This is a genomic window from Stenotrophomonas sp. AC248, from assembly GCF_979258185.1.
Genome location: NZ_OZ409840.1, coordinates 3,287,573 through 3,311,043 on the forward strand (window position 1 = coordinate 3,287,573; position 23,471 = coordinate 3,311,043).

At 66.6% G+C, this 23,471-nt stretch carries 20 protein-coding genes; 8 read left to right on the top strand and 12 right to left on the bottom strand.

What is annotated here, in order from left to right:
- Positions 1 to 240: 240 nt before the first annotated feature.
- From ACZ0AE_RS14910 to mtgA, 3 genes are read right to left on the bottom strand one after another with little or no spacing between them, the layout of a single operon-like run.
- A complete protein-coding gene (locus ACZ0AE_RS14910) occupies positions 241 to 672 on the bottom strand; it encodes a CBS domain-containing protein (RefSeq protein WP_038686840.1) in 432 nt (143 codons plus the stop codon).
- Positions 632 to 1,651, bottom strand: a complete 1,020-nt coding sequence (locus ACZ0AE_RS14915) for a glycosyltransferase family 2 protein (RefSeq protein ID WP_447595186.1) — start codon at positions 1,649 to 1,651, stop codon at positions 632 to 634. The genes ACZ0AE_RS14910 and ACZ0AE_RS14915 overlap by 41 nt, the downstream gene beginning before the upstream one ends.
- Before the next feature lie 39 nt (positions 1,652 to 1,690).
- On the bottom strand, positions 1,691 to 2,440 hold the full coding sequence (gene mtgA, locus ACZ0AE_RS14920; protein ID WP_463601478.1) for a monofunctional biosynthetic peptidoglycan transglycosylase: 750 nt from the start codon (positions 2,438 to 2,440) through the stop codon (positions 1,691 to 1,693).
- A 79-nt stretch (positions 2,441 to 2,519) separates the two neighbouring features.
- Between mtgA and hslO the strand changes: the two genes are divergently transcribed.
- The 3 genes from hslO to ACZ0AE_RS14935 all read left to right on the top strand — a co-directional run bounded on the left by hslO (position 2,520) and on the right by ACZ0AE_RS14935 (position 7,739).
- Positions 2,520 to 3,413, top strand: coding sequence for an Hsp33 family molecular chaperone HslO (hslO, locus tag ACZ0AE_RS14925; protein WP_038686836.1), 894 nt, complete (start codon positions 2,520 to 2,522; stop codon positions 3,411 to 3,413).
- A 119-nt stretch (positions 3,414 to 3,532) separates the two neighbouring features.
- Positions 3,533 to 4,393 (top strand): XOO1806 family protein, encoded by an 861-nt coding sequence (locus ACZ0AE_RS14930; RefSeq protein WP_463601479.1) that lies wholly within the window; start codon positions 3,533 to 3,535, stop codon positions 4,391 to 4,393.
- Between the two features lie 445 nt (positions 4,394 to 4,838).
- On the top strand, positions 4,839 to 7,739 hold the full coding sequence (locus ACZ0AE_RS14935) for a TonB-dependent receptor domain-containing protein (RefSeq protein WP_463601480.1): 2,901 nt from the start codon (positions 4,839 to 4,841) through the stop codon (positions 7,737 to 7,739).
- Positions 7,740 to 7,885: 146 nt separating this feature from the next.
- Here the strand turns inward: ACZ0AE_RS14935 and ACZ0AE_RS14940 are convergent, their stop codons facing one another.
- Positions 7,886 to 8,488, bottom strand: coding sequence for a TetR/AcrR family transcriptional regulator (locus ACZ0AE_RS14940; RefSeq protein WP_038686830.1), 603 nt, complete (start codon positions 8,486 to 8,488; stop codon positions 7,886 to 7,888).
- Positions 8,489 to 8,654: 166 nt separating this feature from the next.
- Between ACZ0AE_RS14940 and ACZ0AE_RS14945 the strand changes: the two genes are divergently transcribed.
- The 3 genes from ACZ0AE_RS14945 (at position 8,655) to ACZ0AE_RS14955 (ending at position 12,585) form a co-directional block, all read left to right on the top strand.
- On the top strand, positions 8,655 to 9,575 hold the full coding sequence (locus ACZ0AE_RS14945; protein WP_463601481.1) for an alpha/beta fold hydrolase: 921 nt from the start codon (positions 8,655 to 8,657) through the stop codon (positions 9,573 to 9,575).
- On the top strand, positions 9,572 to 12,052 hold the full coding sequence (locus tag ACZ0AE_RS14950; protein ID WP_038686826.1) for an acyl-CoA dehydrogenase: 2,481 nt from the start codon (positions 9,572 to 9,574) through the stop codon (positions 12,050 to 12,052). Before ACZ0AE_RS14945 ends, ACZ0AE_RS14950 begins: the two co-directional genes overlap by 4 nt.
- 62 nt (positions 12,053 to 12,114) lie before the next feature.
- Positions 12,115 to 12,585, top strand: a complete 471-nt coding sequence (locus ACZ0AE_RS14955; RefSeq protein WP_463601482.1) for a hotdog fold domain-containing protein — start codon at positions 12,115 to 12,117, stop codon at positions 12,583 to 12,585.
- 43 nt (positions 12,586 to 12,628) lie between these two features.
- Here the strand turns inward: ACZ0AE_RS14955 and ACZ0AE_RS14960 are convergent, their stop codons facing one another.
- Positions 12,629 to 12,985, bottom strand: a complete 357-nt coding sequence (locus tag ACZ0AE_RS14960) for a DUF1304 domain-containing protein (RefSeq protein ID WP_038686823.1) — start codon at positions 12,983 to 12,985, stop codon at positions 12,629 to 12,631.
- Between the two features lie 29 nt (positions 12,986 to 13,014).
- Entirely contained in the window at positions 13,015 to 14,349 is a 1,335-nt protein-coding gene (locus tag ACZ0AE_RS14965) for an NTP/NDP exchange transporter (RefSeq protein WP_463601483.1), read from the bottom strand.
- Between the two features lie 206 nt (positions 14,350 to 14,555).
- On the opposite strand from ACZ0AE_RS14965, the gene ACZ0AE_RS14970 reads away from it, so the two are divergent.
- Both ACZ0AE_RS14970 and ACZ0AE_RS14975 read left to right on the top strand, forming a co-directional pair.
- Entirely contained in the window at positions 14,556 to 16,160 is a 1,605-nt protein-coding gene (locus ACZ0AE_RS14970; RefSeq protein ID WP_463601484.1) for a GMC family oxidoreductase, read from the top strand.
- 153 nt (positions 16,161 to 16,313) lie between these two features.
- On the top strand, positions 16,314 to 17,702 hold the full coding sequence (locus ACZ0AE_RS14975) for a serine hydrolase domain-containing protein (RefSeq protein ID WP_038686817.1): 1,389 nt from the start codon (positions 16,314 to 16,316) through the stop codon (positions 17,700 to 17,702).
- 620 nt (positions 17,703 to 18,322) lie between these two features.
- Here ACZ0AE_RS14975 and ACZ0AE_RS14980 read toward each other — a convergent pair.
- The 6 genes from ACZ0AE_RS14980 to ACZ0AE_RS15005 form a co-directional block, all read right to left on the bottom strand.
- Positions 18,323 to 18,886 carry a hypothetical protein gene (locus ACZ0AE_RS14980; RefSeq protein WP_038686815.1) on the bottom strand — a complete coding sequence of 188 codons (564 nt, stop codon included), beginning with the start codon at positions 18,884 to 18,886 and terminating at the stop codon, positions 18,323 to 18,325.
- Between the two features lie 935 nt (positions 18,887 to 19,821).
- The gene (gene gcvH / locus ACZ0AE_RS14985) at positions 19,822 to 20,217 is read right to left on the bottom strand and encodes a glycine cleavage system protein GcvH (protein ID WP_038686813.1); all 396 of its coding nucleotides are present in this window, start codon (positions 20,215 to 20,217) and stop codon (positions 19,822 to 19,824) included.
- A gap of 89 nt (positions 20,218 to 20,306) precedes the next feature.
- The gene (gcvT, locus tag ACZ0AE_RS14990) at positions 20,307 to 21,419 is read right to left on the bottom strand and encodes a glycine cleavage system aminomethyltransferase GcvT (protein WP_463601485.1); all 1,113 of its coding nucleotides are present in this window, start codon (positions 21,417 to 21,419) and stop codon (positions 20,307 to 20,309) included.
- A 75-nt stretch (positions 21,420 to 21,494) separates the two neighbouring features.
- The gene (locus tag ACZ0AE_RS14995; RefSeq protein WP_463601486.1) at positions 21,495 to 21,926 is read right to left on the bottom strand and encodes an NfeD family protein; all 432 of its coding nucleotides are present in this window, start codon (positions 21,924 to 21,926) and stop codon (positions 21,495 to 21,497) included.
- A 1-nt stretch (position 21,927) separates the two neighbouring features.
- The gene (locus tag ACZ0AE_RS15000) at positions 21,928 to 22,890 is read right to left on the bottom strand and encodes an SPFH domain-containing protein (protein ID WP_463601487.1); all 963 of its coding nucleotides are present in this window, start codon (positions 22,888 to 22,890) and stop codon (positions 21,928 to 21,930) included.
- Positions 22,891 to 22,939: 49 nt separating this feature from the next.
- On the bottom strand, positions 22,940 to 23,242 hold the full coding sequence (locus ACZ0AE_RS15005; protein ID WP_463601488.1) for an Mpo1-like protein: 303 nt from the start codon (positions 23,240 to 23,242) through the stop codon (positions 22,940 to 22,942).
- Positions 23,243 to 23,471 lie beyond the last annotated feature (229 nt).

The window sequence follows — 23,471 nt, forward strand, 5'->3', positions numbered from 1 at the left end:
TGTGCGTGTATCGCGCGATCGGACTAAGCACAAGGTAGGTGTCGACCGTTGGTCGACACGCTCCGCCCCTCTTCCAACCGCGCGCTCAAGAACTGTCCAGAGCCCGTGGGCAGGCCGGTGCAGGACCGTTGGGCGGCATGGATGCCGCCCACGAGCCCCCACGGATGGGTTCACGGCGTGTCCTGCACCGGCCTGCCCATGGGCTCAGCCACGTGCCAGCAACGCGCCAACCGCGCTTACTTACCCCGCGACGATGTACTGCTGCAGCTGGTCCAGCTTCTGGGCCTGCTCGTCGATCACCGATTTCACCAGGTCACCGATCGAGATCACGCCCACCACGCTGCCGCCGTCCACCACCGGCAGGTGCCGGATCCGGTAGTCGGTCACCAGTTGCAGGCAATGCTCCACCTGCTCGGACAGCGCCACCGTCACCACCTTGGCGGTCATGATGTCGCTCACCCGCGTGGTCCGCGACGACCGCTCATGCAGCACGATCTTGCGCGCGTAATCGCGCTCGGACAGGATGCCAACCAGTTGCCGGCCCTCCATCACCAGCACGGCGCCGATGCCTTTTTCGGCCATCAGCCGGATCGCGTCGATCACCGCCGATTCCGGGCCTACCGCGAAAACCTCAGGGGACTTGCCGTCCAACAGCTGTCGTACCGTGGTCATCTCGTTGCTCTCCACCGATGGGATGCACGGCCGAGTCTGCCACGATCGGGGGCTGCCAGGTGTCAACCAGGTACAACGGCCGCTGCTTGGATTCTTCGTACAGGCGCCCCAGGTATTCCCCGATCAGGCCCAGCGCGATCAGCTGCACCCCGCCCAGGAACAGGATCGCCGCCATCATGGTCGGCCACCCCGCCACGCGGTCGCCGTACATCGCCGCCTTGGCCACCACCCATACGGCGAACACGAACGCCACGCTGGCCGTGAACAGCCCCAGGTAGGTGGTCACCCGCAGCGGCGCCGTGGAGAAACCGGTGATGCCCTCCAGCGCGAAATTCCACAGCTTCCACAGCCCGAACTTGCTGTCGCCCACCATCCGCGCGTGCCGATGGTAGGGCAGCGCCTTGCGTCGGAAACCGACCCAGCCGAACAGCCCCTTCATGAACCGGTGGCGCTCGCGCAGCTGCCCCAGCGCCTGCAGCGCGCGCGGCGAAAGCAGGCGGAAATCGCCGGTGTCGGCCGGGATCGGCGTCTTGGACAGTCGCCCGATCACCCGGTAGAAAGCGGCGGCCGCGCTGCGCTTGAGCCAGCTTTCACCGTCGCGCGCCAACCGCGTGCCGTACACGTTGTCATAGCCCTGCTGCCACAGCGCGACGAACTCGGGAATCAGCTCCGGCGGGTCCTGGCCATCGGCGTCGAGGATGATCACCGCGCCGTCGTCGACAAAATCCAGCCCCGCCGTCAGCGCCGCTTCCTTGCCGAAGTTGCGCGACAGCCGCAGCACGCCCACGTCGGGATCGGCCGCGGCCAGCGCCTGCATCACCGACCAGGTGGCATCGCTGCTGCCGTCATCGATGTACAGCACCCGCCCCTCGATATCGTCCAGCCCGTCCAGCACCGCGCGCAGGCGCGGATGCAGCAGCGGCAGGGCCAGTGCTTCATTGTGGGCGGCGATGACAACAGTCAGGCGTTGGGCAGTCATGCCGGGATTGTAGGCGGGGCGCGTCACGATCATGAATCGTCAGTCGTCGGCCAGGTACGCAGTGCCGCCCAGCTGCCGGGCCTGGCGCTGGATCCAGGCCGCGCGGCGCTGCACGAACGGCCCCGGCTTGGCCGCGTTGTAGCGCCGCGGCGCCGGCAACACGGCGGCCAGGCGGGCGCTTTCGGCCGGACTCAGCCGCGCCGCGTCCTTGCCCCAGTACTGCCGTGCGGCCGCCTGGGCGCCGTAAATGCCGTCGCCGAACTCGGCGATGTTGGCGTACACCTCCAGGATCCGCGACTTCGGCCACAGCGCCTCGATCAGCACCGTGTACCAGACCTCCAGGCCCTTTCGCACCCAACTGCGGCCCTGCCACAGGAACAGGTTCTTGGCCACCTGCTGGCTGATCGTGCTGGCCCCGCGCAGGCGGCCCCCCTTGGCATTGTGGTCGCGCGCCTTTTCGATGGCCTGCAGGTCGAAGCCGTTGTGCACGGGGAAGCGCTGGTCCTCGGCGGCCACCAGCGAAATGGGCAGGCTGGGCGCCATCTGGTCCAGGTCGCGCCACTGGTAGTGCAGCCGGTAGCCCCACTCGCCCTGGCCCAGTGCCTCGCCGTACCGCCACAGCATCACCGTGGACACCGGCGGGTCGATGAAACGCAGCACCAGTACCTGCAGCACGCTGAACGCGGCAAACAGCACCGGCAGCCACAGCAGTCGCTTCCAGTGCCAGCGTCGCGGGCGCGGTGGTTCCAGGCCCGGTTCGGCCTTGAGGTTGCTGCGCTCTGCCCCCATTAGTGGTGCATCCTTTGCTTGCACGGTTGTCGGCGCATTATCCGGCAACTGCATCCCACTTCGCGCGCCCATAGAACCGATGACCGCCCAATCCGACACCCTTGTCCGTTTCCTGCTCCCCGATGCCGGCGTCCGCGGCGTGCATGTCCACCTCGATGCGAGCTGGGCTGAAATCCTGTCGCACGCGGTCTACCCGCCGGCCGCTGCCGAGCTGCTGGGCGAAGCCGCCGTCGCCTCGGCCCTGTTCACCGGCCACACCAAGGTCGATGGCCGCCTGTCGATCCAGCTGCGCAGCAACACCGCCATGCGCACGCTGTTCGCCGAATGCACGGCCGCCGGCACCCTGCGCGGCATCGTGCAGCTGGCCGACGGCGGCGATGCCCCGCGTGACCTCACCACCCTGGGCGATGACGCGCTGCTGGCCATCACCATCGAAAACCCGGGCCTGGACCCGCGCGAACCGCAGCGCTACCAGAGCCTGGTCGGGCTGACCGCCGCCGGCCTGGACGAGGCATTCGAAGACTACTTCCGGCAGTCCGAGCAGTTGCCCACGCGCCTGCTGCTGGCCGCCGACGGCACCCGGGCCGCCGGCCTGCTGCTGCAGAAGCTGCCCGGCGACGAAGGCGACAACGACGGCTGGTCACGCGCCAGCGCCTTGTTCGAGACCCTGGGCAAGCAGGAACTGCTGGACGTGGCGGGCAATGACCTGCTGCACCGCCTGTTCCATGAAGAGAGGCCGGAACTGCTCGGCGAGCGGGGGCTGCGCTTCGCATGCTCGTGCTCGCGCGAGCGGGTGGAAGGCATGCTGCAGTCGCTGGGCGAGGAAGAAGCCCGCGCGGCCGCCGAACCGACCGGTGCGGTGGAAGTGCGTTGCGAATTCTGCGGACAGGAGTATCACTTTCCGTTGACGGAGTTCGCCATACTGTTCAGCGACACCGGTGTTTCCTCACCGGCACCTGAACGGCTTCAGTAATTGCCGCACGAGTTTTGTTCTGGGGAGAACCAAGACTTGTTAAGAATTCATAAACGCCCTAGGATCAGTGTCCCGCTTCGGCGGGAACTTGTGCTCACCGCTGCTGTCTGAGAGTTCCCATGCGCTCCCTTCTGCGTCTACCGCTGGCCCTTGTGATCGCCCTCGCCGCGATCACGGGCGCGCATGCGCAGAACAAGCCGCGGCAGGACAGCACGGTGATTCCGGTGTGGAACAAGGGCAGCGGCAAGGTCGAGGCCCTGTTGTACCTGGAACCCACCGGCGAACAGGCCGTGGGCGCCCGCTGGCACTTCGGCCGCAGTTCGCTCGACGCCGCCTTCGGGTTGTCCTCGGGCGACTCGCTGGGCCTGCTGTGCAACAGCAGCCGCGGCACCAGCATCAGCGGCCTGGCCAGTCATTGCATGCTGGCCAGCCTGGGCGATGACGACGAGAACACCGCGTTGAGTCGCCGGGTCAGCGGTACCGCTGCGTTCAACCGCCCCGGCGGTCGCCTGGGCATCACCGCCGGCACCGGCCGTGACACCCTGCCGGCGTGGTTGGCCGGCCCGAACAAATCCCCGGCGTTGCGCGCCGAGCAGAACGACCTGACCGTGTTCGGCCAGAAGAACATCGGTCGCGAAGGCTTCGTCTCGATCGGTGGCACCTACGCCAAGGCGCGCCTGGTGCCGCTGTCCGACGCCTCCCCGGCCATCGTGGACCGCTGGGACAGCAAGAGCCTGACCATCGGCGCCGGCTACGGCAACTTCAGCGGCAACATCATCGGCCGCGTGGTCGATGTGCCCGGCCAGCCCGGCAAGTGGGAAGGCCTCGGGGTCGGCTTGACCTGGCGCACCCCCTGGAGCGGCCAGCTCACCGTGGGTGCCGAGAACGTGATTACCCGCGGCAAGAATCCGTTCGCACCGCGTAACGAGAGCACCGACGAAGGCACCGTGCCGTACGTCCGTTACGAACAGGATCTGTGATCGGCGGGCGCCGAGCGGCGCCGTCGAAGTAGTCAAAAACACGCGCCTCATGGCGCGTTTTTTTATGCCTGCACTCCTACCCTCAAACGGCATCGCCCCTGCGAGCCGGTGCCAGGGCGTGCCCGGTGTATCGCCGATGTCGCATTTGGCGTGCCGATGCGACGTGTCGATACGCGCTGATACATTCCGTTACAAATCAACTGCAACTATTTTCATCACAAATGCTTAACCAATGAGACCCGAAAGGCGTGTTTCTGCGGAAAATCATTGATCCACAACGACTTTGCCGAATTTAACCTAGTTCACACCTTCCATTAACGTGGCTTTAATTCTCTCCGGTCGGCAGTTACTATCGAGTCAGCCTCGTGGTGATTGGCGCTCATTTGGTGCCGCTGCAGGCAAACACCCCAGTGAATACCCAAGATTCCCTTGGAGAGAGAGAGCAATGAATTTCAAATCCAACAAACTGCGTGACGCGGTAATCGTCGCGTTGGTCGCGACGGGTGCCACCGGCGCCGTGCAGGCCCAGGATGTTCCGGCCTCCGGCCCGACCAACCTGGATCGCATCCAGGTCACCGGCTCGCGCATCCGCTCGGTTGATCTGGAAACCCAGCAGCCCGTCCTCACCCTGACCCGCGAAGCCATCCAGCAGACCGGTCGCACCAACGTCGCCGAAGTGCTGCAGCAGATCGCCAGCAACGGCGCGGCGATCAATACCCAGTTCAACAACGGCGGTGACGGCTCGGCCGGCGTCGACCTGCGCAACCTGGGTTCCTCGCGCACCCTGGTGCTGGTCAACGGCCGTCGTTGGGTGCAGGCCCTGGACGGCACCGTCGACCTGAACACCATCCCGACCGCGATCGTGGAGCGCATTGAAGTCCTCAAGGACGGCGCCTCCTCCATCTACGGTTCGGACGCCATCGCCGGCGTGGTCAACATCATCACCCGCGACAATTTCAACGGTGGCGAAGCGCACGTCTACTACGGCCAGTTCAGCAAGGGCGACGGCCAGCGCCAGGCGCTCGACCTGACCCTGGGCAGCAGCAACGACCGCGGCAGCCTGGTGTTTGGTGCCAGCTACGTGGAAGAGAAGCCGGTGATGGCCCGCGCGCGCAAGATCTCGCGCGATCCGGTGTACAGCCTGGGTGCTTCGCAGTACAGCGGCCAGACCTCCTCTGGCGGCCTGTGGGACCTGACCATTGATGGCGTCGGCACCGACGACGTCGACACCTGGTCCGACCTTTCCGGCAGCGAAGATGCGGCTACCCGGGCACGTGCCGGCATCAACCGTCTCGTGATCAACCCCGACGCGGCCGGTACGAACCTCGCCAACTTCCACAAGTTCACCAGCGCCGATGCGTACAACTATGCGGGCGACAACTACCTGCGTACGCCGCAGGAGCGCAAGTCGATCTTCATCCAGGGCCGTTACGACCTGACTGACTCGATCGCCATCCGCACCGACGCGCTGTACAACCAGCGCCTGTCGGCCCAGCAGCTGGCCGGCTACCCGCTGAGCGCGGGCAGCTACCTGGGCAGCGGCCCGGGACTGTCGGCTGACAGCTACTACAACCCGACCAAGAACACCGGCAACCCGCGCGAGCTGAACTGGAACCGCCGCCTGGTCGAGCAGGACCGCTTCTACGAACAGGACGTCAAGACGTTCCATTGGTACGGCGGCCTGGAAGGTTCGTTCCAGTTTGCTGACCGGTTCTTCAGCTGGGATGCGGGCGTGAGCTACAACGTGTCCGACCAGATCGACACCCAGGTTGGCGACGTCAACATGGGCAACCTGTTCGCCGCCACCGGCGCGTCCTTCCTGGACACCGACGGCGTGGTCAAGTGCGGCGCCCCGGGCGCGGTAGTGGCCGGCTGCGTGCCGTTCAACCCGTTCTCCAGCGCCGGCAACATGCCGCAGGATCAGCTGGACTACATCCTGTTCAACGCCAAGGACAAGTTCCAGAACAAGTCCAAGGCCTTCACCGCCAACCTGTCCGGCGACATCGTCGAACTGCCGGGCGGCATGATGGGCTTCGCGGCCGGTGTGGAAAAGCGCAAGGAATCGGGCTACGACATGCCGGACGCCTTCGTTTCGGCCGGCCTGAGCTCGGGCAATGGCCGCCAGCCCACCTCCGGTGGCTACGACCTGACCGACGTCTACCTGGAACTGGCCGTGCCGCTGCTGAAGGACCTGCCGGGCGCCAAGCTGCTGGAACTCAGCGCCGCGACCCGTCGTTCGGACTACAGCAACTTCGGCGACACGCTCAACAGCAAGTTCGGCTTCAAGTGGAAGCCGATCGAAGACGTGATGGTGCGTGGTAACTGGGCCGAAGGCTTCCGTGCCCCGTCCATCTCCAACCTGTTCGGCGGTGCCGGCGAGTCCTACGACAGCTACGGCGACCCGTGCTCGGTCGGCAGCCCGTACATCTCCAACGCGTCGGTAGCTGCCCGTTGCGCCGCTGCAGGCATTCCGAGTGGTTACGAGCAGCGTGAAGGCTATGGCGCCCAGACCGCCTATCCGTTCGAGTGGAAGTCCAACACCGCGCTGAAGCCGGAAACCTCCACCTCCAAGAGCCTGGGCATCGTGTACAGCCCGAGCTACGTCAGCGGCTTCGACATCTCGCTTGACTGGTGGAAGATCAACATCAAGGACGTGATCAGCCGCCCGACCGCCGATTACATGCTGGAACAGTGCTATGTGGAAGGCAACGCGGGCTGGTGCGACGTGCTGGGTAATTCCGGCCTGACCCGCAACTCGCTGGGCCAGATCACCTACATGGCGCGCTTCCTGCAGAACCTGGGCGAGCTGGAAGTCGAAGGCTACGATCTGACGCTGCGCTACTCGATCCCGGATACGCGCTTTGGTTCGTTCTCCTTCGTGTCCGACAGCGTGTACATGTCCAAGTACCGCACCAAGTCCACCCCGGAATCGGAGTGGGATCCGTCTGACGTGGGTACCTACTCGCGCGACTCGCCGGTGTGGCGCATCCGTTCCAACCTGACCGCGAACTGGACCTACGGTGACTTCGGCGCAAGCTGGACCGTGCGTTACTTCTCGGCCCTGAAGGAAAACTGCAAGTTCCAGCTGGAACCGCAGCTGTGCAGCGATCCGAACAAGCTCGGCATCGATGGCAAGCCGGATCCGAAGAACAAGCTGGCCGCGACCACGTACCACGACCTGCAGATGCGCTACAACCTGCCGTGGAACGGTACCGTCTCGGTGGGTCTGAACAACGTATTCGCCAAGGAACCGCCGGTGGCCACCCAGGCCTTCGCCAACTCCTTCGACTACCAGTACGACACCCCCGGGCGTTACATGTACATGGAGTACCGTCAGCGCTTCTGATCGCAGTTGACCGCGATCTGACGGTGTAAACCAACGGCCCCGAAAGGGGCCGTTGTCTTTTGCGCAGCATCGGCACTCTTGATGCGCGCCCACGAAAAAGGCCGCGTTTCCGCGGCCTTTTCTTCGTCGCAACACAGGCACCTGCGTCAGCCGAGCGGGATCAACGTCTCGATCACATGCTCCACGTAGGCCTCGAAATCCTCGCGGGCCTGCTTGGGCTGCTGCAGCTGCAGCGACAGCTGCAGGAAGCCCACATACGCCGCATACGCCAGGCGCGCGCGGTGCTGCGCATCGGTACGGCTCAGCCCGGCCTGGCGGAACGAGGCCACCAGGTACTCCAGCCGGCGGTGCGAGACGCGGTCGATGACCGGGCGCACCATCGGGTGGTCCAACGCCTTGAGCAGCTCGCTGTAGATGATGTGCGGCTGCACTTCATGGGCCACCACCTGGAACAGCTGGCGCAGGCGCGCACGCGGGTCCGGCACGTCTTCCAGGCTGCCGAACACCTGCTCCTGCTCGAACAGTTCCCAGCGTTCCAGCGCGGCCTGCAGCAGCGCATCACGAGACGGGAAGTGCCAGTAGAAGCTGCCCTTGGTGACCCCCAGGCGACGCGCCAGCGGCTCCACCGCCACGGCACCGACACCTTGTTCTGCAATCAGGTCCAGGGCGGCCTGGGCCCAGTCTTCCGCGCTCAGGCGGCTGTTGCGGCCGGCACGTGGCTCGCCGGCGGAAGCTTCAGGTTCATTCATGGCGTTGATTTAACCATACGCCGGGGTCCGTGTCCGCCAAAATGGCACGCCGCGACCCGCGCCAACGCCCGCAGCGTGGCGGACTTGGCGCCCTTCCGGCGGTCCGCGGCAGGCCTCCATACCCCCAAGTATTGACATGCCCACGGGCAGGTCCATACTAGCGAGTATGGTCATTCCTTCTTCTACCCTGCCCCGCGTTGACGATGAGCGACTGACCGGCGCGCACGATGCCGTGCTGGCCGCCACCCGCACCTCGCCCGGGCGCCGCGGCACCGTGCTGTTCGCCCATGGCTTCGGCCAGACCCGGCATGCCTGGACGTCCACCGCACAATCCCTCGCCGCCGCCGGTTACCAGACGTTGGCCTACGATGCGCGCGGCCATGGCGACTCGGACTGGAACCCGGCCGACCTGCCCTACCACGGCGAACAGTTCGCCGATGACCTGATCGTCCTGGCCGGCGAACAGCCGCAGCCGCCGATCCTGGTCGCCGCGTCGATGGGCGGGCTGTTCGGGCTGCTCGCCGAATCGCGCTGGCCGGGCCTGTTCTCGGCGATGGTGCTGGTGGACATCACCCCGCGCTGGGACACCGCCGGGGTCGAAAAGATCCTGATGTTCATGACCGCCCATCCGGACGGCTTCGCCTCGCTGGCGCAGGCCGCCGATGTGATCTCGGCCTACATGCCGCATCGGCCGCGCAAGTCCGAAGACTCGCTGCGCGCCCTGCTGCGCGAGGATGGTCATGGCCGCTGGCGCTGGCATTGGGACCCGCGCCTGGTGGCCGAACTGGCGCGCGACAGCGAACAGCACCAGGACGCGCTTGCCGAGGCGGCGCGCCAGGTCAAATGCCCGTTGCTGCTGGTCAGCGGCGGGCGCAGCACGCTGGTCACCCCGCAGACGGTGGCCGAATTCCTCGCGTTGGTGCCGCATGCGCGCCATGTGCAGTTGCCGGAGGCCACCCATATGGTCGCCGGTGATGACAACAACGCCTTTACCGCTACTGTGTTGGACTATCTGGACGTGTTGCCCTCGGCCTCCGCCGTTGCACAGTCCGCCACTACCGAGCACGTCACCGGAGCACGCTCATGAGCATTGTCGTTCCCTTCCTGGCCATCCTGCTGGCGGGCGCCATCGTCGCCTACCACCGGATGCGGCTGATCACCTGGACGATCGTCAGCCTGGTGCTGCTGGCCGCCTGCTGGTTCATCCCGTACATCAACCAGACTGCCACCATCGTCGCTGCGGCCATCGTGGCGGTCATCGCCGTGCCGCTGCTGCTGCCCTTCATCCGCAAGCCGCTGCTGACCGCGCCGATGATGAAGGTGTTCCGCAAGGTGCTGCCGCCGCTGTCGCAGACCGAGCGCATCGCGCTGGAAACCGGCTCGGTCGGCTTTGAAGGCGAGCTGTTCACCGGCGACCCGGACTGGAACATCCTGCTGAACTATCCCAAGCCGCAGCTCACCGCCGAGGAACAGGCCTTCCTGGATGGCCCGGTCGAAGAGCTGTGCAAAATGGTCAACGACTGGGAAATCACCCACGTCTACGCCGACCTGCCGCCGGAACTGTGGAGCTTCATCAAGAAGAACAAGTTCTTCGGCATGATTATTCCGAAGGAATACGGCGGCCTGGGCTTCAGCGCGCTGGCCCACCACAAGGTGATCCAGAAGCTGGCCTCGGTGTCGAGCGTGGTCAGCTCCACCGTCGGCGTGCCCAACTCGCTCGGCCCGGGCGAACTGCTCAACCATTACGGCACCCAGGCACAGAAGGACCAGTACCTGCCGCGCCTGGCCGATGGCCGCGAAGTGCCCTGCTTCGGCCTGACCGGCCCGTTCGCCGGCTCGGACGCCACCTCGATTCCCGATTACGGCATCGTCTGCAAGGGCGAATGGAACGGCGAGCAGGTGCTCGGCGTCAAGCTCACCTTCGACAAGCGCTACATCACGCTCGCTCCGGTGGCCACGCTGATCGGCCTGGCGTTCCGCATGTACGATCCGGACGGCCTGATCGGCACCACCCGCGACATCGGCATCACCCTGGCGCTGCTGCCGCGTGACACCGCCGGCGTGGAAATCGGCCGCCGCCACTTCCCGCTCAACTCGACCTTCCAGAACGGCCCGATCCGCGGCAAGGACGTGTTCATTCCGCTCACCCAGCTGATCGGCGGCGCCGAGAAGGCCGGCAAGGGCTGGAACATGCTCAATGAGTGCCTGGCCGTGGGCCGCTCGATCACCCTGCCGTCCACCGCCAGTGGCGGTGCCAAGGCCGGCGCGGTGGTGACCGGTGCCTACGCGCGCATCCGCAAGCAGTTCGGCCTGTCGGTCGGCCGCTTCGAGGGCGTGGAAGAAGCGCTGGCGCGCATCGGCGGCAAGGCCTATGCGATCAGCGCGCTGTGCCAGGCCACGGCTGCTGCGGTGGACCGCGGCGACGTGCCGTCGGTGCCGTCGGCGATTGCCAAGTACCACTGCACCACCATGAGCCGTGAAGTGATCTCGGACATGATGGATGTGATCGGCGGCAAGGGCATCATCCTGGGGCCGCGCAACTTCGCCGGCCGCAGCTGGCAGGCCGCGCCGATCGCCATCACGGTGGAAGGCGCCAACATCATGACCCGCAGCCTGCTGATCTTCGGCCAGGGTGCGATCCTCTGCCACCCGTGGGTGCTGAAGGAAATGAAGGCCGCGCAGGATCCGGACACCCGTGCCGGCCTGCAGGAGTTCGACCGCAGCCTGTTCGGCCACATCCGCTTCGGCATCTCCAACGCCGTGCGTTCGTTCTGGTTCGGCCTGACCGGCGCGCGCTTCGGTGCCGCCCCGGGCGATGCCTACACCCGCCGCTATTTCCGCAAGCTGGACCGTTACTCGGCGAACCTGGCGCTGATGGCCGACATCTCGATGATGACCCTCGGCGGCAAGCTGAAGTTCAAGGAATCGCTGTCCGGCCGCCTGGGCGATGTGCTGAGCCACATCTACATGACCAGCGCCATGCTCAAGCGCTACCACGACGAAGGCGCGCCGGTGGCCGACCAGCCGCTGCTGGCCTGGGCCTTCCATGACAGCGTGCACACGATCGAAACGTCGCTGTCGGCGGCGTTGCGCAACTTCCCGATCCGTCCGATCGGCTGGCTGATGTGGCTGCTGATCTTCCCGTTCGGCCGCCGTGCCGAGGCCCCGGGCGACCGCCTGGGCCACCGCGTGGCCGCGCTGCTGATGGCCCCCAACGAAGCCCGCGACCGTCTGGCCAGTGGCGTCTTCCTGACCCCGTGCGAGAACAACCCGGGTGGCCGCATCAACAGCTACCTGTCCAAGGCGATCATGGCCGAGCCGGTCGAGCGCAAGTTCATCAAGGCGGTCAAGACCAAGGGCATCGAAGCCCTGGACTTCACCACCCAGCTGGACGAAGCGGTCGCCGAAGGCGTGATCACCCAGGACGAACGCACCCTGCTCGAAGAGCTGCGCGCGCTCACCCTGGAAACCATCACCGTGGACGATTTCGATCCGCACGAACTGCGCTCGGCCGGTTACTACGACCGCGAGCGCAAGGACGCACAGTCGCAGGAAGCGGCGTGATCGACGCAGCAACGTAATCCACAACGGCGGACTTCGGTCCGCCGTTTTTTTGAGAGGCGTCCATGTCCGCTCCCCTGTTGAATCTGTATCGCCGCATGCAGCGCTGGCCTGCCGGCAGCTGGCTGTTCTCCCGCGCGGTGTGTTTCAAGGCGCCCTACTTCGCCAGCATCGCCCCGCGCATCACCCTGCTCGAGCCCGGCCGTTGCGAAGGGCGCATCGCGCACCGGCGCAAAGTCACCAACCATATCGGCACCGTGCACGCGATCGCGCTGTGCAATCTGGCCGAGCTCACCGCGGGGCTGATGGTCGATGCCTCGCTGCCCAAGGGCATGCGCTGGATCCCCAAGGGCATGGAGGTGCAGTACCTGGCCAAGGCAACGGGCACGCAGCATGCCGTGGCCACGCCGGAGCAGCCGATCGTGGCCGCCGAGGCCGGCTATGCGCTGCCGGTGAATGTGCAGGTGTGCGACGACGCCGGCACGGCCGTGTTCCAGGCGCGGATCGCCATGTGGGTGTCACCGGTCAAGCGCTGATTGGTGCCGCGCAGCCACCCATGGGGTGGCTCTACCGCAGGGGTCAGGCGGGGACCATCCACCACGCGGCCACGGCCAGGATCGCCGGCACGGCCTGGATGAAGAAGATGCGCTTGTTGACGCTGTAGGCGCCGTAGCAGCCGGCCACGATCACGCAGCCCAGCATGAAGTTGACCAGCATCGGCAGGTGGTCGAACAGCCCCCAGAACAGCCCGGCGGCGAGGAAGCCGTTGTAGAGCCCCTGGTTGGCCGCCAGCACGCGGGTGGTTTCGGCCTTTTCCGGCGTGTTGCGGAAGGTCTTCAACCCCAACGGCTTGGTCCACAGGAACATTTCCAGCACGAGGAAATACACGTGCAGCAGGGCGACCAGCAGGGTCAGGGTCAGTGCGGTCCAGTACATGGGCAGGCCTTGAAGAGGGTCGATGAAGCTTACTCCGGGCGCTCGCCCGGCAGCTTCTTTTCTTCGTGCAGCAGGCCGATGGCCGCGGCCGTCATGCAGCCAGCAACCACCACGCCCCCGGCGAACACCGCGTGCGACCCGAACAGCGACAGCCCCTTGTGCACCCAGGCGAAGGTCAGGTCGGCCCCGCGGTAGACCACCGTGTCGATCGCCGCGCCGGCCTTGTAGCGCCACTGGCGGTCCACCCGGGTGTAGATCGTTTCGCGCGCGGGCTTGGCCAGCGAGAACTCGCTGGCGCGGGTCATCACCTGCACGATCGCCACCATCAGCGCCAACGGCCAGGCGGCCAGCAGCAGGAAGCCGAAGATGATCGCCACGCCGGGAATCAGCAGTGCTGGCGCGATGCCGTGGCGCGACAGCAGCCACCGGGTCAGGCCCAGCTGCAGCACCAGGGTCAGCGCGTTCACCGCCAGGTCGATCTGCGAATAGAACGCGGTCCGCGCCGCCTCGTCCGGATAGAACTGGCGGGCGATCGCGGCCTGCTCGTTGTACAGCAGCGTGCCCACCCCCACCCCGAACAGCACCAGCACCGCCAGCCAGCGCAGCAGCGGCTCACGCGCGATCAGCTTCAGGCCATCGAGCACGCTGCCACCCATCGGCGTTTCACCGGAGGCCAGCTGCTGCTCCTGCTCGCGCGCCACCGCCCACAACCGCAGCCGCCAGATGCACACCAGGCAGGCGCTCAGGAAGCCGGCCGAGACCAGCATCAGATTGGCGATCCCGACCCGCTGCACCAGCGCCGCGGTGATGATCGGCCCCAGGAACGCGCCGAGGGTGCCGGCCGCCCCGATGTAGCCGTACACCGCGCGCGCCTGGGCGTTGGAGAACACGTCGGCCATGAAGCTCCAGAACACCGCCACCGCAAACAGGTTGAACACCGCGGCCCAGAAGAAGAACGCCATGCCACGCCCCGGCACGCCGCTGTCGAACATCAGGTAGAAGCCCAGCAGGCAGACAATGAAGAAGCCATACACCGCCGGCAGGAATACCCGCCGCGCGTAGCGGCTGACCACCGCGCCATACAGCGGCTGCAGCACCAGCATGATCAGGAACACACCGGTGAACAGGAACTGCAGCACGAAGTCCTGCATCGCGATGCCGTGTGCGCTGAACCAGTTGATCAACACGGGCGGGAACACTGCCTGCGCGTCGGCCGAGGCGGCCATCGCCTCACGCACCGGGCGCAGCACGTAGTAGCCGCTGAGCAGGCAGAAGAAGTACACGCACGCCCAGATCAGCGGCGGCGACTGCCGCAGCGCCCCGCGCAGGCCCGGCCGCACCGGGGCCGTTGCTGCAGCACTCATCGCACCCACTCCCGGTACGGGCGGCGTGACAACGGCGGCATCGTGGAAACTCCGGGCAGGAAAGCGCGCAAGGTAAACGATGCACCGCAACATCGCCAGTAGCAGCGCCCCTCATCCGCGCAACGCTGCGTAGCCATGATCGCGTTGCCCCGCCGCGGGCCGCGCTGCCCTATGCTCGGGGCTACCTATCGAAGGGGCCGCCAGCCGTGGGGACGGACACGTACGACTACATCATCGTCGGCGCAGGGTCGGCCGGCTGCGTGCTGGCCAACCGGCTCAGCGCCGACCCGCGTTGCCGCGTGCTGCTGCTGGAAGCCGGTCCGCGCGACCGCAACCCGTTCATCCACATGCCGGCCGGATTGGCGCGGCTGGTCAACAACCGCCGCATCAACTGGAACCTGGACACCGACGCCGAGCCGGCCCTGGCAGGCCGCCGGCTGTGGTGGCCGCGTGGCAAGGTGCTGGGCGGTTCCAGTGCGATCAACGCGATGTGCTATGTGCGCGGCGTACCCGCCGACTACGACGGCTGGGCCGCCGACGGCGCCGAGGGCTGGGGGTGGGCGCAGGTGCTGCCGTGGTTCCTGTACAGCGAAACCAACAGCCGCGGCGGCAGCACCCTGCACGGCGACGCCGGCCCGTTGTCGGTCGCCGACCTGCGCCACCACAACCCGCTCTCCGACGCGTTCCTCGATGCTGCCGTGCAGGCCGGGCATGCGCGCAACGACGACTTCAACGGCGCCGGGCAGCTCGGGGTGGGCCTGTACCAGGTCACCCAGCGCGATGGCGCGCGGTGCTCCAGCGCGACCGCCTACCTGCACCCGGCCCGTGCCCGGCGCAACCTCACCGTGCTCACCGGCGCGCATGCCACCGCGCTGGGCTTCGATGGCGACACCGCCACGGGGGTGTATTTCCGCCACGGTCGCCGGCATCGGCATGCCGCGGCCAGCGCCGAGGTGATCCTCAGCGCCGGTGCGGTGCACTCGCCGCAGCTGCTGATGCTGTCGGGCATCGGCGGGGCCGCCCCGCTGCGCGCGCAGGGCATCGACGTGCGTGCCGACCTGCCGGGCGTGGGTGCGAACCTGCAGGACCACCTGGACATCTGCACGCTGGTGCATACCCATCCGGGCGTGAGCTACGACCGCAGCAGCCAGGCGCGGATCGCCTTCGACTACTTCCTGCGTGGCCGCCGCGGCGCCGGCACCAGCAACATTGCCGAAGCCGGTGGCTTCGCCCGCTCACCGCTGGCCGGCGACGCACGCGCCGACGTGCAGTTCCACTTCGTGCCGGCGATGCTGGACAACCACGGCCGCCACCGCCTGCCGGGCGACGGCTACACGCTGCATGCGTGTGCCCTGCACCCGCGCAGCCGGGGCCGGATCAGTCTGCGCGATGCCAACCCCGCCTCGCCGCCGCGGATCCAGGCCAACTACCTCAGTGACGCCGAGGGGGCGGATCTGGCGATGATGAAAGCATGCGTGCGGATGTCGGCCGAGATCCTGCGCCAGCCGGCGTTCGACCGCTGGCGCGGGGCGCCGATCTACCCGCCGCGCCAGGACCTGGACGAGGCGGCGCTGGAGGCCTTCATCCGCGCCAAGGCCGAGACCATCTACCACCCGGTGGGCACCTGCGCGATGGGCACCCATGCCGACGCCGTGGTCGACCCGCAACTGCGCGTGCGCGGCGTGCGCGGTCTTCGCGTGGTGGACGCGTCGGTGATGCCCCGCCTGGTCAGCGGCAATACCAACGCACCCACCATCATGCTGGCCGAACGCGCCGCGCAGTGGATCATCGAGGCGGCCGGGGCAAGCTGAACAGGGCTGCGCCGCCGGTGCTGGCAGGGCGCACGCTACGGATGCAAAAACCGCGCCTTTTCAACCAGATACGCATTCATCTTCGCTTGGTTTGTGCAATCAGGAAAAGCAGCGCTAGAATCACGCACAGCAGTTGCGCACGGGTCCAGAACGATGAATCAGAACAGCAGGCGTCGCCCGATCCGTTCGGCGGCCACCGGGTTGCTGGGCATGTTGATGCCCATCGCCATGTCGTCTACTGCACAGACGCCCAGTGCTGCGCCGGGCGCCTTCCCGGTCAACATCGAAAACACCGCGACGATCGCGCACACCCAGCCGGCCGCCTATCGCACCACGTCCGCGAATGTGCAGGTGCTGCCGCCGGCACAGGGCTTCAACGTGGCCGCGATCGAAGCCATGGCCCAGCAGCTGACCTACGGCGAGCGCGTGCCCGGCATGGCCGTGGCCATCGTCCAGGGCGGCCGCGTGCTCAGCGCGCGCGGCTACGGCGTCACCGACGTCAACAACCCGCAGATGGTCGATGCGCACACCGTGTTCCGCCTGGCATCGCTGTCCAAGGCCTTCGCCGGCACCATGGCCGGCCTGCTGGTCAACGACGGCACGCTGCGCTGGGACAGCAAGGTCACCGACTACGTGCCCGGCTTCCAGCTGAGCTCGCCGGAGGCCACCGAACGCCTGACCGTGGCCGACCTGCTCAGCCACCGCGTCGGCCTGCCCTACAACGCGTACGACCGCGACGTGGAAGCCAACGCCGAGTACTACACGCTCACCCACAAGCTGGCCTCGACCTCGCTCAAGTGCCTGCCGGGCGATTGCTATGCCTACCAGAACGTGGCCTTCAGCCTGATCGGCGACGTGGTCTACGCGGCCTCCGGCAGCTTCTACGAACAGTCGGTGGAACGCCGCCTGTTCAAGCCGCTGGGCATGGACGACGCCAGCCTCGGCCTGGCCGGCATCCAGGCCAGTTCGCGCTGGGCGCGCCCGCACGTGCGCAGCCGCAACGGCTGGGTGTCGCTGAACCCCAAGCCCACCTACTATCGCCTGGCGCCTGCAGCCGGCGTCAATGCCAGCGCCAGCGACATGGCGCAGTGGCTGCTGGCCCACACCGGCCACCGTCCCGACGTGCTGCCAGCGCCGCTGCTGGCCACGCTGCACTCGACCCTGATCAACACCCCCGGCGAGATGCGCTCGGGCTGGCGCCGCGAGCGCCTGCACTCGGCCGGGTATGCACTGGGCTGGCGCAACTTCGACTACGCCGGGCATGAGGTGATTTTCCACGCCGGTGCCGTGCAGGGCTATCGCGGCCTGGTCGCGCTGGTGCCCGAACGCGACCTGGGCATCGCCATCATGTGGAACGGCGAAAGCAGCCTGCCCAGCGGCCTGCTGCCGACCGTGCTGGACCAGGCCATGGGCCTGCCCACCCAACGCTGGCTGGACGTGGACACCGACTTCGGCAGTGACAACCTGATGGTGGAAGACGGCGCCCCGGCGACCAAGCGCAAGGGCGTGTCGTCCAACCGCGCGGTGGCGTCGCCACGCTGATCGCGGCGCGGGATGGATCGAAAAGGCGGCCGGTTGGCCGCCTTTTTTTTTGGTTTGGGGTGCGATGGGGAGCCTACCGACCAACGGTCGGTACCTACCGGGATGCGGGCGTACCGCCCAACGTCGGGCCGACGGAAAAGATGTCGTAGAGCCGACCGTTGGTCGGCTGCCGTGCAATCGCCGCAGAGGCAGCCGACCAACGGTCGGCTCTACCGGACACCGTGATCCGCATACGGAATGCGGGGCCGTGCCGACCAACGTCGCGGCCGACGGGAATCGGGGCAGCGTGCAGATGCCGTAGAGCCGACCGTTGGTCGGCTGCCTTGCAATCGCCGCAGGGGCAGCCGACCAACGGTCGGCTCTACCGGACACCGCGATCCGCATACGGAATGCGGGGCCGTGCCGACCAACGTCGCGGCCTACGGGAATCGGGGCGGCGTGCAGATGCCGTAGAGCCGACCGTTGGTCGGCTGCCTTGCAATCGCCGCAAAGCCAGCCGACCAACGGTCGGCTCTACCGGACACCGCGCGCTGTGATCCGCATACCGAATGCCCATAAAAAAACCCCCTCCCCGCTGGGCTGCCAGGGAAGGGGTTTCAGTTACGGCATCGGGAACTGCGTTAGATCAGCGGTGCCGGGGTTGCCGGCAGGGCGACCGGAGCGGCCTTCTTCTTGCGAACGGCCGGCTTGCGCTTTGCAACCTTCTTCACCGCTTTCTTGGCGGACGCCTTCTTGGCCGGAGCCTTGCGCGCGGTCGCCTTCTTCGCGGTGGCCTTCTTGGCTACCTTGCGTACGGCCTTCTTTGCTGTTTTCTTTGCAGCCTTCTTGGTCGCCTTCTTGGCCGTGGCCTTCTTGGCTACCTTGCGAACGGCTTTCTTGGCGGTCTTCTTGGCGGCGGCCTTCTTGGCGACCTTGCGGACTGCCTTCTTCGCCGTCTTCTTCACTGCCTTTTTCGCGGTCTTCTTGGCGGCGGCCTTCTTGGCAACCTTGCGGACTGCCTTCTTTGCCGTCTTCTTCACTGCCTTGCGGGCGGTCGCCTTCTTCGCTGCCTTCTTCACCGTCTTCTTGGCAGCCGCCTTCTTGGCTACCTTCTTCACGGCCTTCTTGGCGGCGGCTTTCTTGGCTACCTTCTTGACGGCCTTTTTGGCGGCCGGCTTTTTCTTCGCAGCTTTCTTGGTTGCCATGGGATGGCTCCTCGTCAGTGATCTATGGAGTGGAAACGCCCAGGTAAAGCAAACCCGCAGTGCGACATCGCGGGGACCGCCGTCGCGTCAAGCGCGTCGTGACGGATACGGGGATACCCACCGCAGGTGGCCAGGCGGGTATCGAATGGGAAGGGGCCTTGCGGTTCGCTGAGGGAAGCGAAGCCATCTCCACCGTCTTCTGACGCGAGGTGGATGTCCAGGTTGTGCTTCGCGACTGGATGTCGATTCTGCTCACTCTGTTCGCAGCAAGGTCTGCTGTGGCGAAACCTAATCACGCTTTTTTTCACTGTCAACAACCCCGGCGAAAAATTTTCACACCGAACGCCCCCGCAACCGGTTGCCGGCACCCTCGCCGAACACCGCCAGCGGCGTGCAATGCTGCCGCGCGCGCAGCGACCGGACACGCGACACACGCACTACGCGAAAAGAAAACCGCTTAAAAGAAGCACTTTCGTATTTTTGGTGCGCACGCACCGCGTGTATCCGGGCAACCGTGCACGCGCACCCGGTGGCGCGCCGGACGCTACCCACACCGCACCCAAACGGAGGCGAAAACTTTTCACATCTTCGATCGCTTTTTGCTACCGGATTTACGCAAATGCGCAAACTTTCAGGCGGTCGCCGCCACCCCGATCGCACCGGTTCGACGTGCCGCGACCGACGCGCGCGACCCGGATGTGCACCGCGCACGCGCTCGGCGAGGACACCCGACGCACGCGCCGACACCCCGACGCGTGCTCATGACCGGACACCGATGCGTACCCCACCGATGCGCATAAGCCGGCGACGGCGTCGCGATGGACGACCACATCGCCGGGGTTTTCGTCACACACGGATAACGATGACGCCGACGGCCACCGCGCAGGCAAAAAAACGGCCGCACCAGGCGGCCGTTCTTCGCGATCAGGCGACGATCAGTGCTCGTCGTCTTCCAGCAGCTCGGCGTACTCGTCCGGGCCCAGCAGATCGTTCAACTCGTCGTTGGCCGAGAACTCGACCACGTAGATCCAGCCTTCGCCGTAGGCATCTTCGTTGATGGTTTCCGGCTTGTCCGACAGCGCTTCGTTGACTTCGACAACGGTGCCGGTGACCGGGCTGTACACGTCCGAGGCGGCCTTCACCGACTCGACCACGGCGGCCTGCTGGCCCGCCTTCACTTCGTCGCCCACCGCCGGCAGTTCGACGTACACCAGGTCGCCAAGCAGGCCCTGGGCGTGGTCGGAAATACCGACGGTGACGCGGCCATTGCCTTCGACACGTGCCCACTCATGGGATTTGAGGAATTTGAGGTCGCCGGGGATCTCGCTCATGGGACTGCTCCGAGGAATTTCAGGGGTCAAGAAACGGGGGTAGTGTAACCACCGGCGCCGACCACTGACAGGTCGGCGCCGGGAAAAAATCAGGCGTCGGCGAGCACGCCCGGCTGGGCCTGGCCTTCGCGCACGAACGGGAACTTCACCACGCGCACCGGCACCTGCTTGCCGCGGATGTCCACGTGCACCTGGCCCAGTTCGCCGGCCGGCACCCGCGCGAACGCGATGCCCTTGCCCAGCGTCGGGGAGAACGTGCCGGACAGGATCTCGCCCTGGCCGCTGGCGGTGAGCACCGGCTGGCCGTGGCGCAACACGCCCTTCTCGTCCATCACCAGGCCGATCAGCTGGCGCGCGTCGCCCGCCGCCTTCTGCGCTTCCAGCACGTCACGGCCGATGAACGGGCGGCCCTCGTCCAGCGCCACGGTCCAGGCCAGCGCGGCTTCGTAGGGGGTGATGTCTTCGTCCATGTCCTGGCCGTACAGGTTCATGCCGGCTTCCAGGCGCAGCGTGTCGCGCGCGCCCAGCCCGGCCGGGCGCACGCCTGCGGCGGCCAGCGCATTCCAGAACGCCACCACGTCGGCCTGCGGCAGCAGGATCTCGAAACCGTCTTCACCGGTGTAGCCGGTACGCGCCACGAACAGCGGCGTGCCACTGGCAGCGGTAGCCTCCAGCGCGGCGAAGCGGCCCAGCTTCTCAAGCGCGGCACGGTCGCCGTCGGCGGCCAGGCCGATCACCCGCTCACGCGCGGTCGGGCCCTGCACGGCGATGATCGCCAGGTCGTCGCGCTCGGTGACGTCCACGTTGAACGCGGCAGCCTGCTCGCGGATCCAGGCCAGGTCCTTTTCGCGGGTGGAGGCGTTGACCACCATGCGGAAGAAGTCGTCGGCCAGGTAGTACACGATCAGGTCGTCGATGACCCCGCCGCGCGGGTTGAGCATGCACGAATACAGCGCCTTGCCGGTGGCCTTCAGCTTGTCCACCGAATTGGCCAGCAGCGTGCGCAGGAACGGCTTGACCTGCTCACCGCGCAGGTCGACCACGGTCATGTGGCTGACGTCGAACATGCCGGCATCGGCGCGCACCAGGTGGTGCTCGTCCAGCTGCGAGCCGTAATGGATGGGCATGTCCCAGCCACCGAAATCGACCATCTTTGCGCCGAGTGCGCGGTGGGTGTCGTTGAGAAGCGTCTTCTGGGTCATGACCGTTTTTCCGGGGGAATGAAGGCAAGACCGGCATTATCCCAGAACCGTCTTCACAACGCCTGCGGCGTTGCGTCAGACCGGCTGCACCTGCAGTGTCATGCCCTCCACCGCCACCACCCGCACGCGGGTGCCCGCCGGCAGATCCGGCCCGGCCACCACCCAGAACGCGTCGTCGATCTTGGCCCGGCCCTTGCCCGCCACGATGTCCTGGTCGATCACCACCACCCGCCCCACCAGCTGCTCCGCGCGGCGGTTCAACAGCGGCGTGTCGCTCTGCCGGTCGCGGCCCCGTCCCCAGTGCCGGTAGCACTGGATGGACACCACCGACAGCAGCACGAAGGCCACCACCTGCCACAGCAGGGGAACGTCGCTGAACACTGCCACCAGCACGAAGACCGCCGCCGCACCGATGCCGATCCACAGCATGAAGGCACCCGGCGCCAGCGCCTCGGCGGCGAACAACACCAGCGCCAGCGCGCCCCACCCGACAACTTCCCAGCGCATCTCAGCCTCCTGCCCGCGGCGGAACGGCGCGCGGGGTTCGCTTGTCTTCCTGTTTGGCAAACGCCTCGCGCGCCAGTTCGGCAACGCCGGCGATCGAGCCGATGACGCCGCTGGCCTCCATCGGCATCAGCACCAGCTTCTGGTTGGGCGAGGTGGCCAGCTCCTTGAACGCTTCCACATACTTCTGCGCGATGAAGTAATTGATCGCCTGCACATCGCCCTGGGCGATGGCTTCGGACACCATCCGGGTCGCGTTGGCCTCGGCTTCGGCCGACCGCTCGCGTGCTTCGGCATCGCGGAACGCGGCCTCCTTGCGTCCTTCAGCCTCCAGCACGGCGGCCTGCTTCTCGCCTTCGGCGCGCAGGATCTCCGACTGCCGCGACCCTTCGGCCTCCAGGATCTGCGCACGCTTCTCGCGCTCGGCCTTCATCTGCCGCGCCATGGCGTCGAGCAGGTCGCGCGGCGGCTGGATGTCGCGGATCTCGATCCGGTTGACCTTCACTCCCCACGGGTTGGTCGCGTGATCGACCACGTTCAGCAGCTTGGCGTTGATCACCTCGCGCTGGCTGAGCGATTCATCCAGGTCCATCGAGCCGATCACGGTGCGGATGTTGGTCTGCACCAGCGCGATCATCGCCACCTCCAGCACCGACACCTCATAGGCCGCCTTGGAGGCGTCCAGCACCTGGAAGAACACCACGCCGTCCACGCGCACCGCCGCGTTGTCCTTGGTGATCACCTCCTGGCCGGGGACGTCCAGCACCTGCTCCATCATGTTCACCTTGCGCCCTACCCCGTACACGATGGGGATCAGGAAGTGCAGGCCGGGCGACATGGTTTGGGTGTAGCGCCCGAAGCGCTCCACCGTCCATTCATACCCCTGCGGCACCATCCGCACCGCCTTGAACAGGATGACCACGGCCACGAAAGCCAGGACCAGCGAAAACAGTACGGTTGGAAACATCGAAGTACTCCTTTACCCCGGGCGTGGCCCGGGCATGGCGACGCTGACGCTACAGCCGGATCCGGCCACGGAGGATGTCCCAGAACATCACCCAGTCGCCGGCGAAGGAATAAAACGGATGCTGGAAGGTGGCGGGCCGGTTCTTCTCGAAGAAAAAATGGCCGACCCAGGCGAACCCATAGCCACAGCCAAGCGCGGCCAGCAGCCAGCCGGGGTGGCCGCGCACGATCGCAACGGCCACCAGCAGCAGCACGCCGCAGCTGCCGATGAAATGCAGCCGGCACGACACCGGATGGCGGTGTTCGTCCAGATAGAACGGATAAAAGGCACGGAAGCTGGCGAAGCGGGACATGGCACGCCCTGCAGGACCGGATGACCGCAGCATAGCGCGTTACCCGGGCAGTGCCGGCCGCTGGCCGGCTCTGCACAGACGTCGAGGAGCCGGCCAGCGGCCGGCGCTACCGCGTGCGTGGATGGTTTCCGGGGAGCCGGCCAGCGGCCGGCACTACCGCGTGCCTGGGTGGTTTCCGTGGAGCCGGCCAGCGGCCGGCGCTACCGCGTGCGTGGATGGTTTCCGGGGA

Coding starts and splice junctions, on each gene's coding strand:
- mtgA (WP_463601478.1), bottom strand. CDS start 2,440: ATGGGGGCAGAGCGCAGCAACCTCAAGGCCGAACCGGGCCTGGAACCA.
- ACZ0AE_RS14955 (WP_463601482.1), top strand. CDS start 12,115: ATGTCCGCTCCCCTGTTGAATCTGTATCGCCGCATGCAGCGCTGGCCT.
- ACZ0AE_RS14995 (WP_463601486.1), bottom strand. CDS start 21,926: ATGCGCTGGGAAGTTGTCGGGTGGGGCGCGCTGGCGCTGGTGTTGTTC.
- ACZ0AE_RS14950 (WP_038686826.1), top strand. CDS start 9,572: ATGAGCATTGTCGTTCCCTTCCTGGCCATCCTGCTGGCGGGCGCCATC.
- ACZ0AE_RS14960 (WP_038686823.1), bottom strand. CDS start 12,985: ATGTACTGGACCGCACTGACCCTGACCCTGCTGGTCGCCCTGCTGCAC.
- ACZ0AE_RS14935 (WP_463601480.1), top strand. CDS start 4,839: ATGAATTTCAAATCCAACAAACTGCGTGACGCGGTAATCGTCGCGTTG.
- ACZ0AE_RS14980 (WP_038686815.1), bottom strand. CDS start 18,886: ATGGCAACCAAGAAAGCTGCGAAGAAAAAGCCGGCCGCCAAAAAGGCC.
- hslO (WP_038686836.1), top strand. CDS start 2,520: ATGACCGCCCAATCCGACACCCTTGTCCGTTTCCTGCTCCCCGATGCC.
- ACZ0AE_RS14910 (WP_038686840.1), bottom strand. CDS start 672: ATGACCACGGTACGACAGCTGTTGGACGGCAAGTCCCCTGAGGTTTTC.
- ACZ0AE_RS15005 (WP_463601488.1), bottom strand. CDS start 23,242: ATGTCCCGCTTCGCCAGCTTCCGTGCCTTTTATCCGTTCTATCTGGAC.
- gcvT (WP_463601485.1), bottom strand. CDS start 21,419: ATGACCCAGAAGACGCTTCTCAACGACACCCACCGCGCACTCGGCGCA.
- ACZ0AE_RS14940 (WP_038686830.1), bottom strand. CDS start 8,488: ATGAATGAACCTGAAGCTTCCGCCGGCGAGCCACGTGCCGGCCGCAAC.
- ACZ0AE_RS14945 (WP_463601481.1), top strand. CDS start 8,655: ATGGTCATTCCTTCTTCTACCCTGCCCCGCGTTGACGATGAGCGACTG.
- ACZ0AE_RS15000 (WP_463601487.1), bottom strand. CDS start 22,890: ATGTTTCCAACCGTACTGTTTTCGCTGGTCCTGGCTTTCGTGGCCGTG.
- ACZ0AE_RS14915 (WP_447595186.1), bottom strand. CDS start 1,651: ATGACTGCCCAACGCCTGACTGTTGTCATCGCCGCCCACAATGAAGCA.
- gcvH (WP_038686813.1), bottom strand. CDS start 20,217: ATGAGCGAGATCCCCGGCGACCTCAAATTCCTCAAATCCCATGAGTGG.
- ACZ0AE_RS14930 (WP_463601479.1), top strand. CDS start 3,533: ATGCGCTCCCTTCTGCGTCTACCGCTGGCCCTTGTGATCGCCCTCGCC.
- ACZ0AE_RS14965 (WP_463601483.1), bottom strand. CDS start 14,349: ATGAGTGCTGCAGCAACGGCCCCGGTGCGGCCGGGCCTGCGCGGGGCG.
- ACZ0AE_RS14975 (WP_038686817.1), top strand. CDS start 16,314: ATGAATCAGAACAGCAGGCGTCGCCCGATCCGTTCGGCGGCCACCGGG.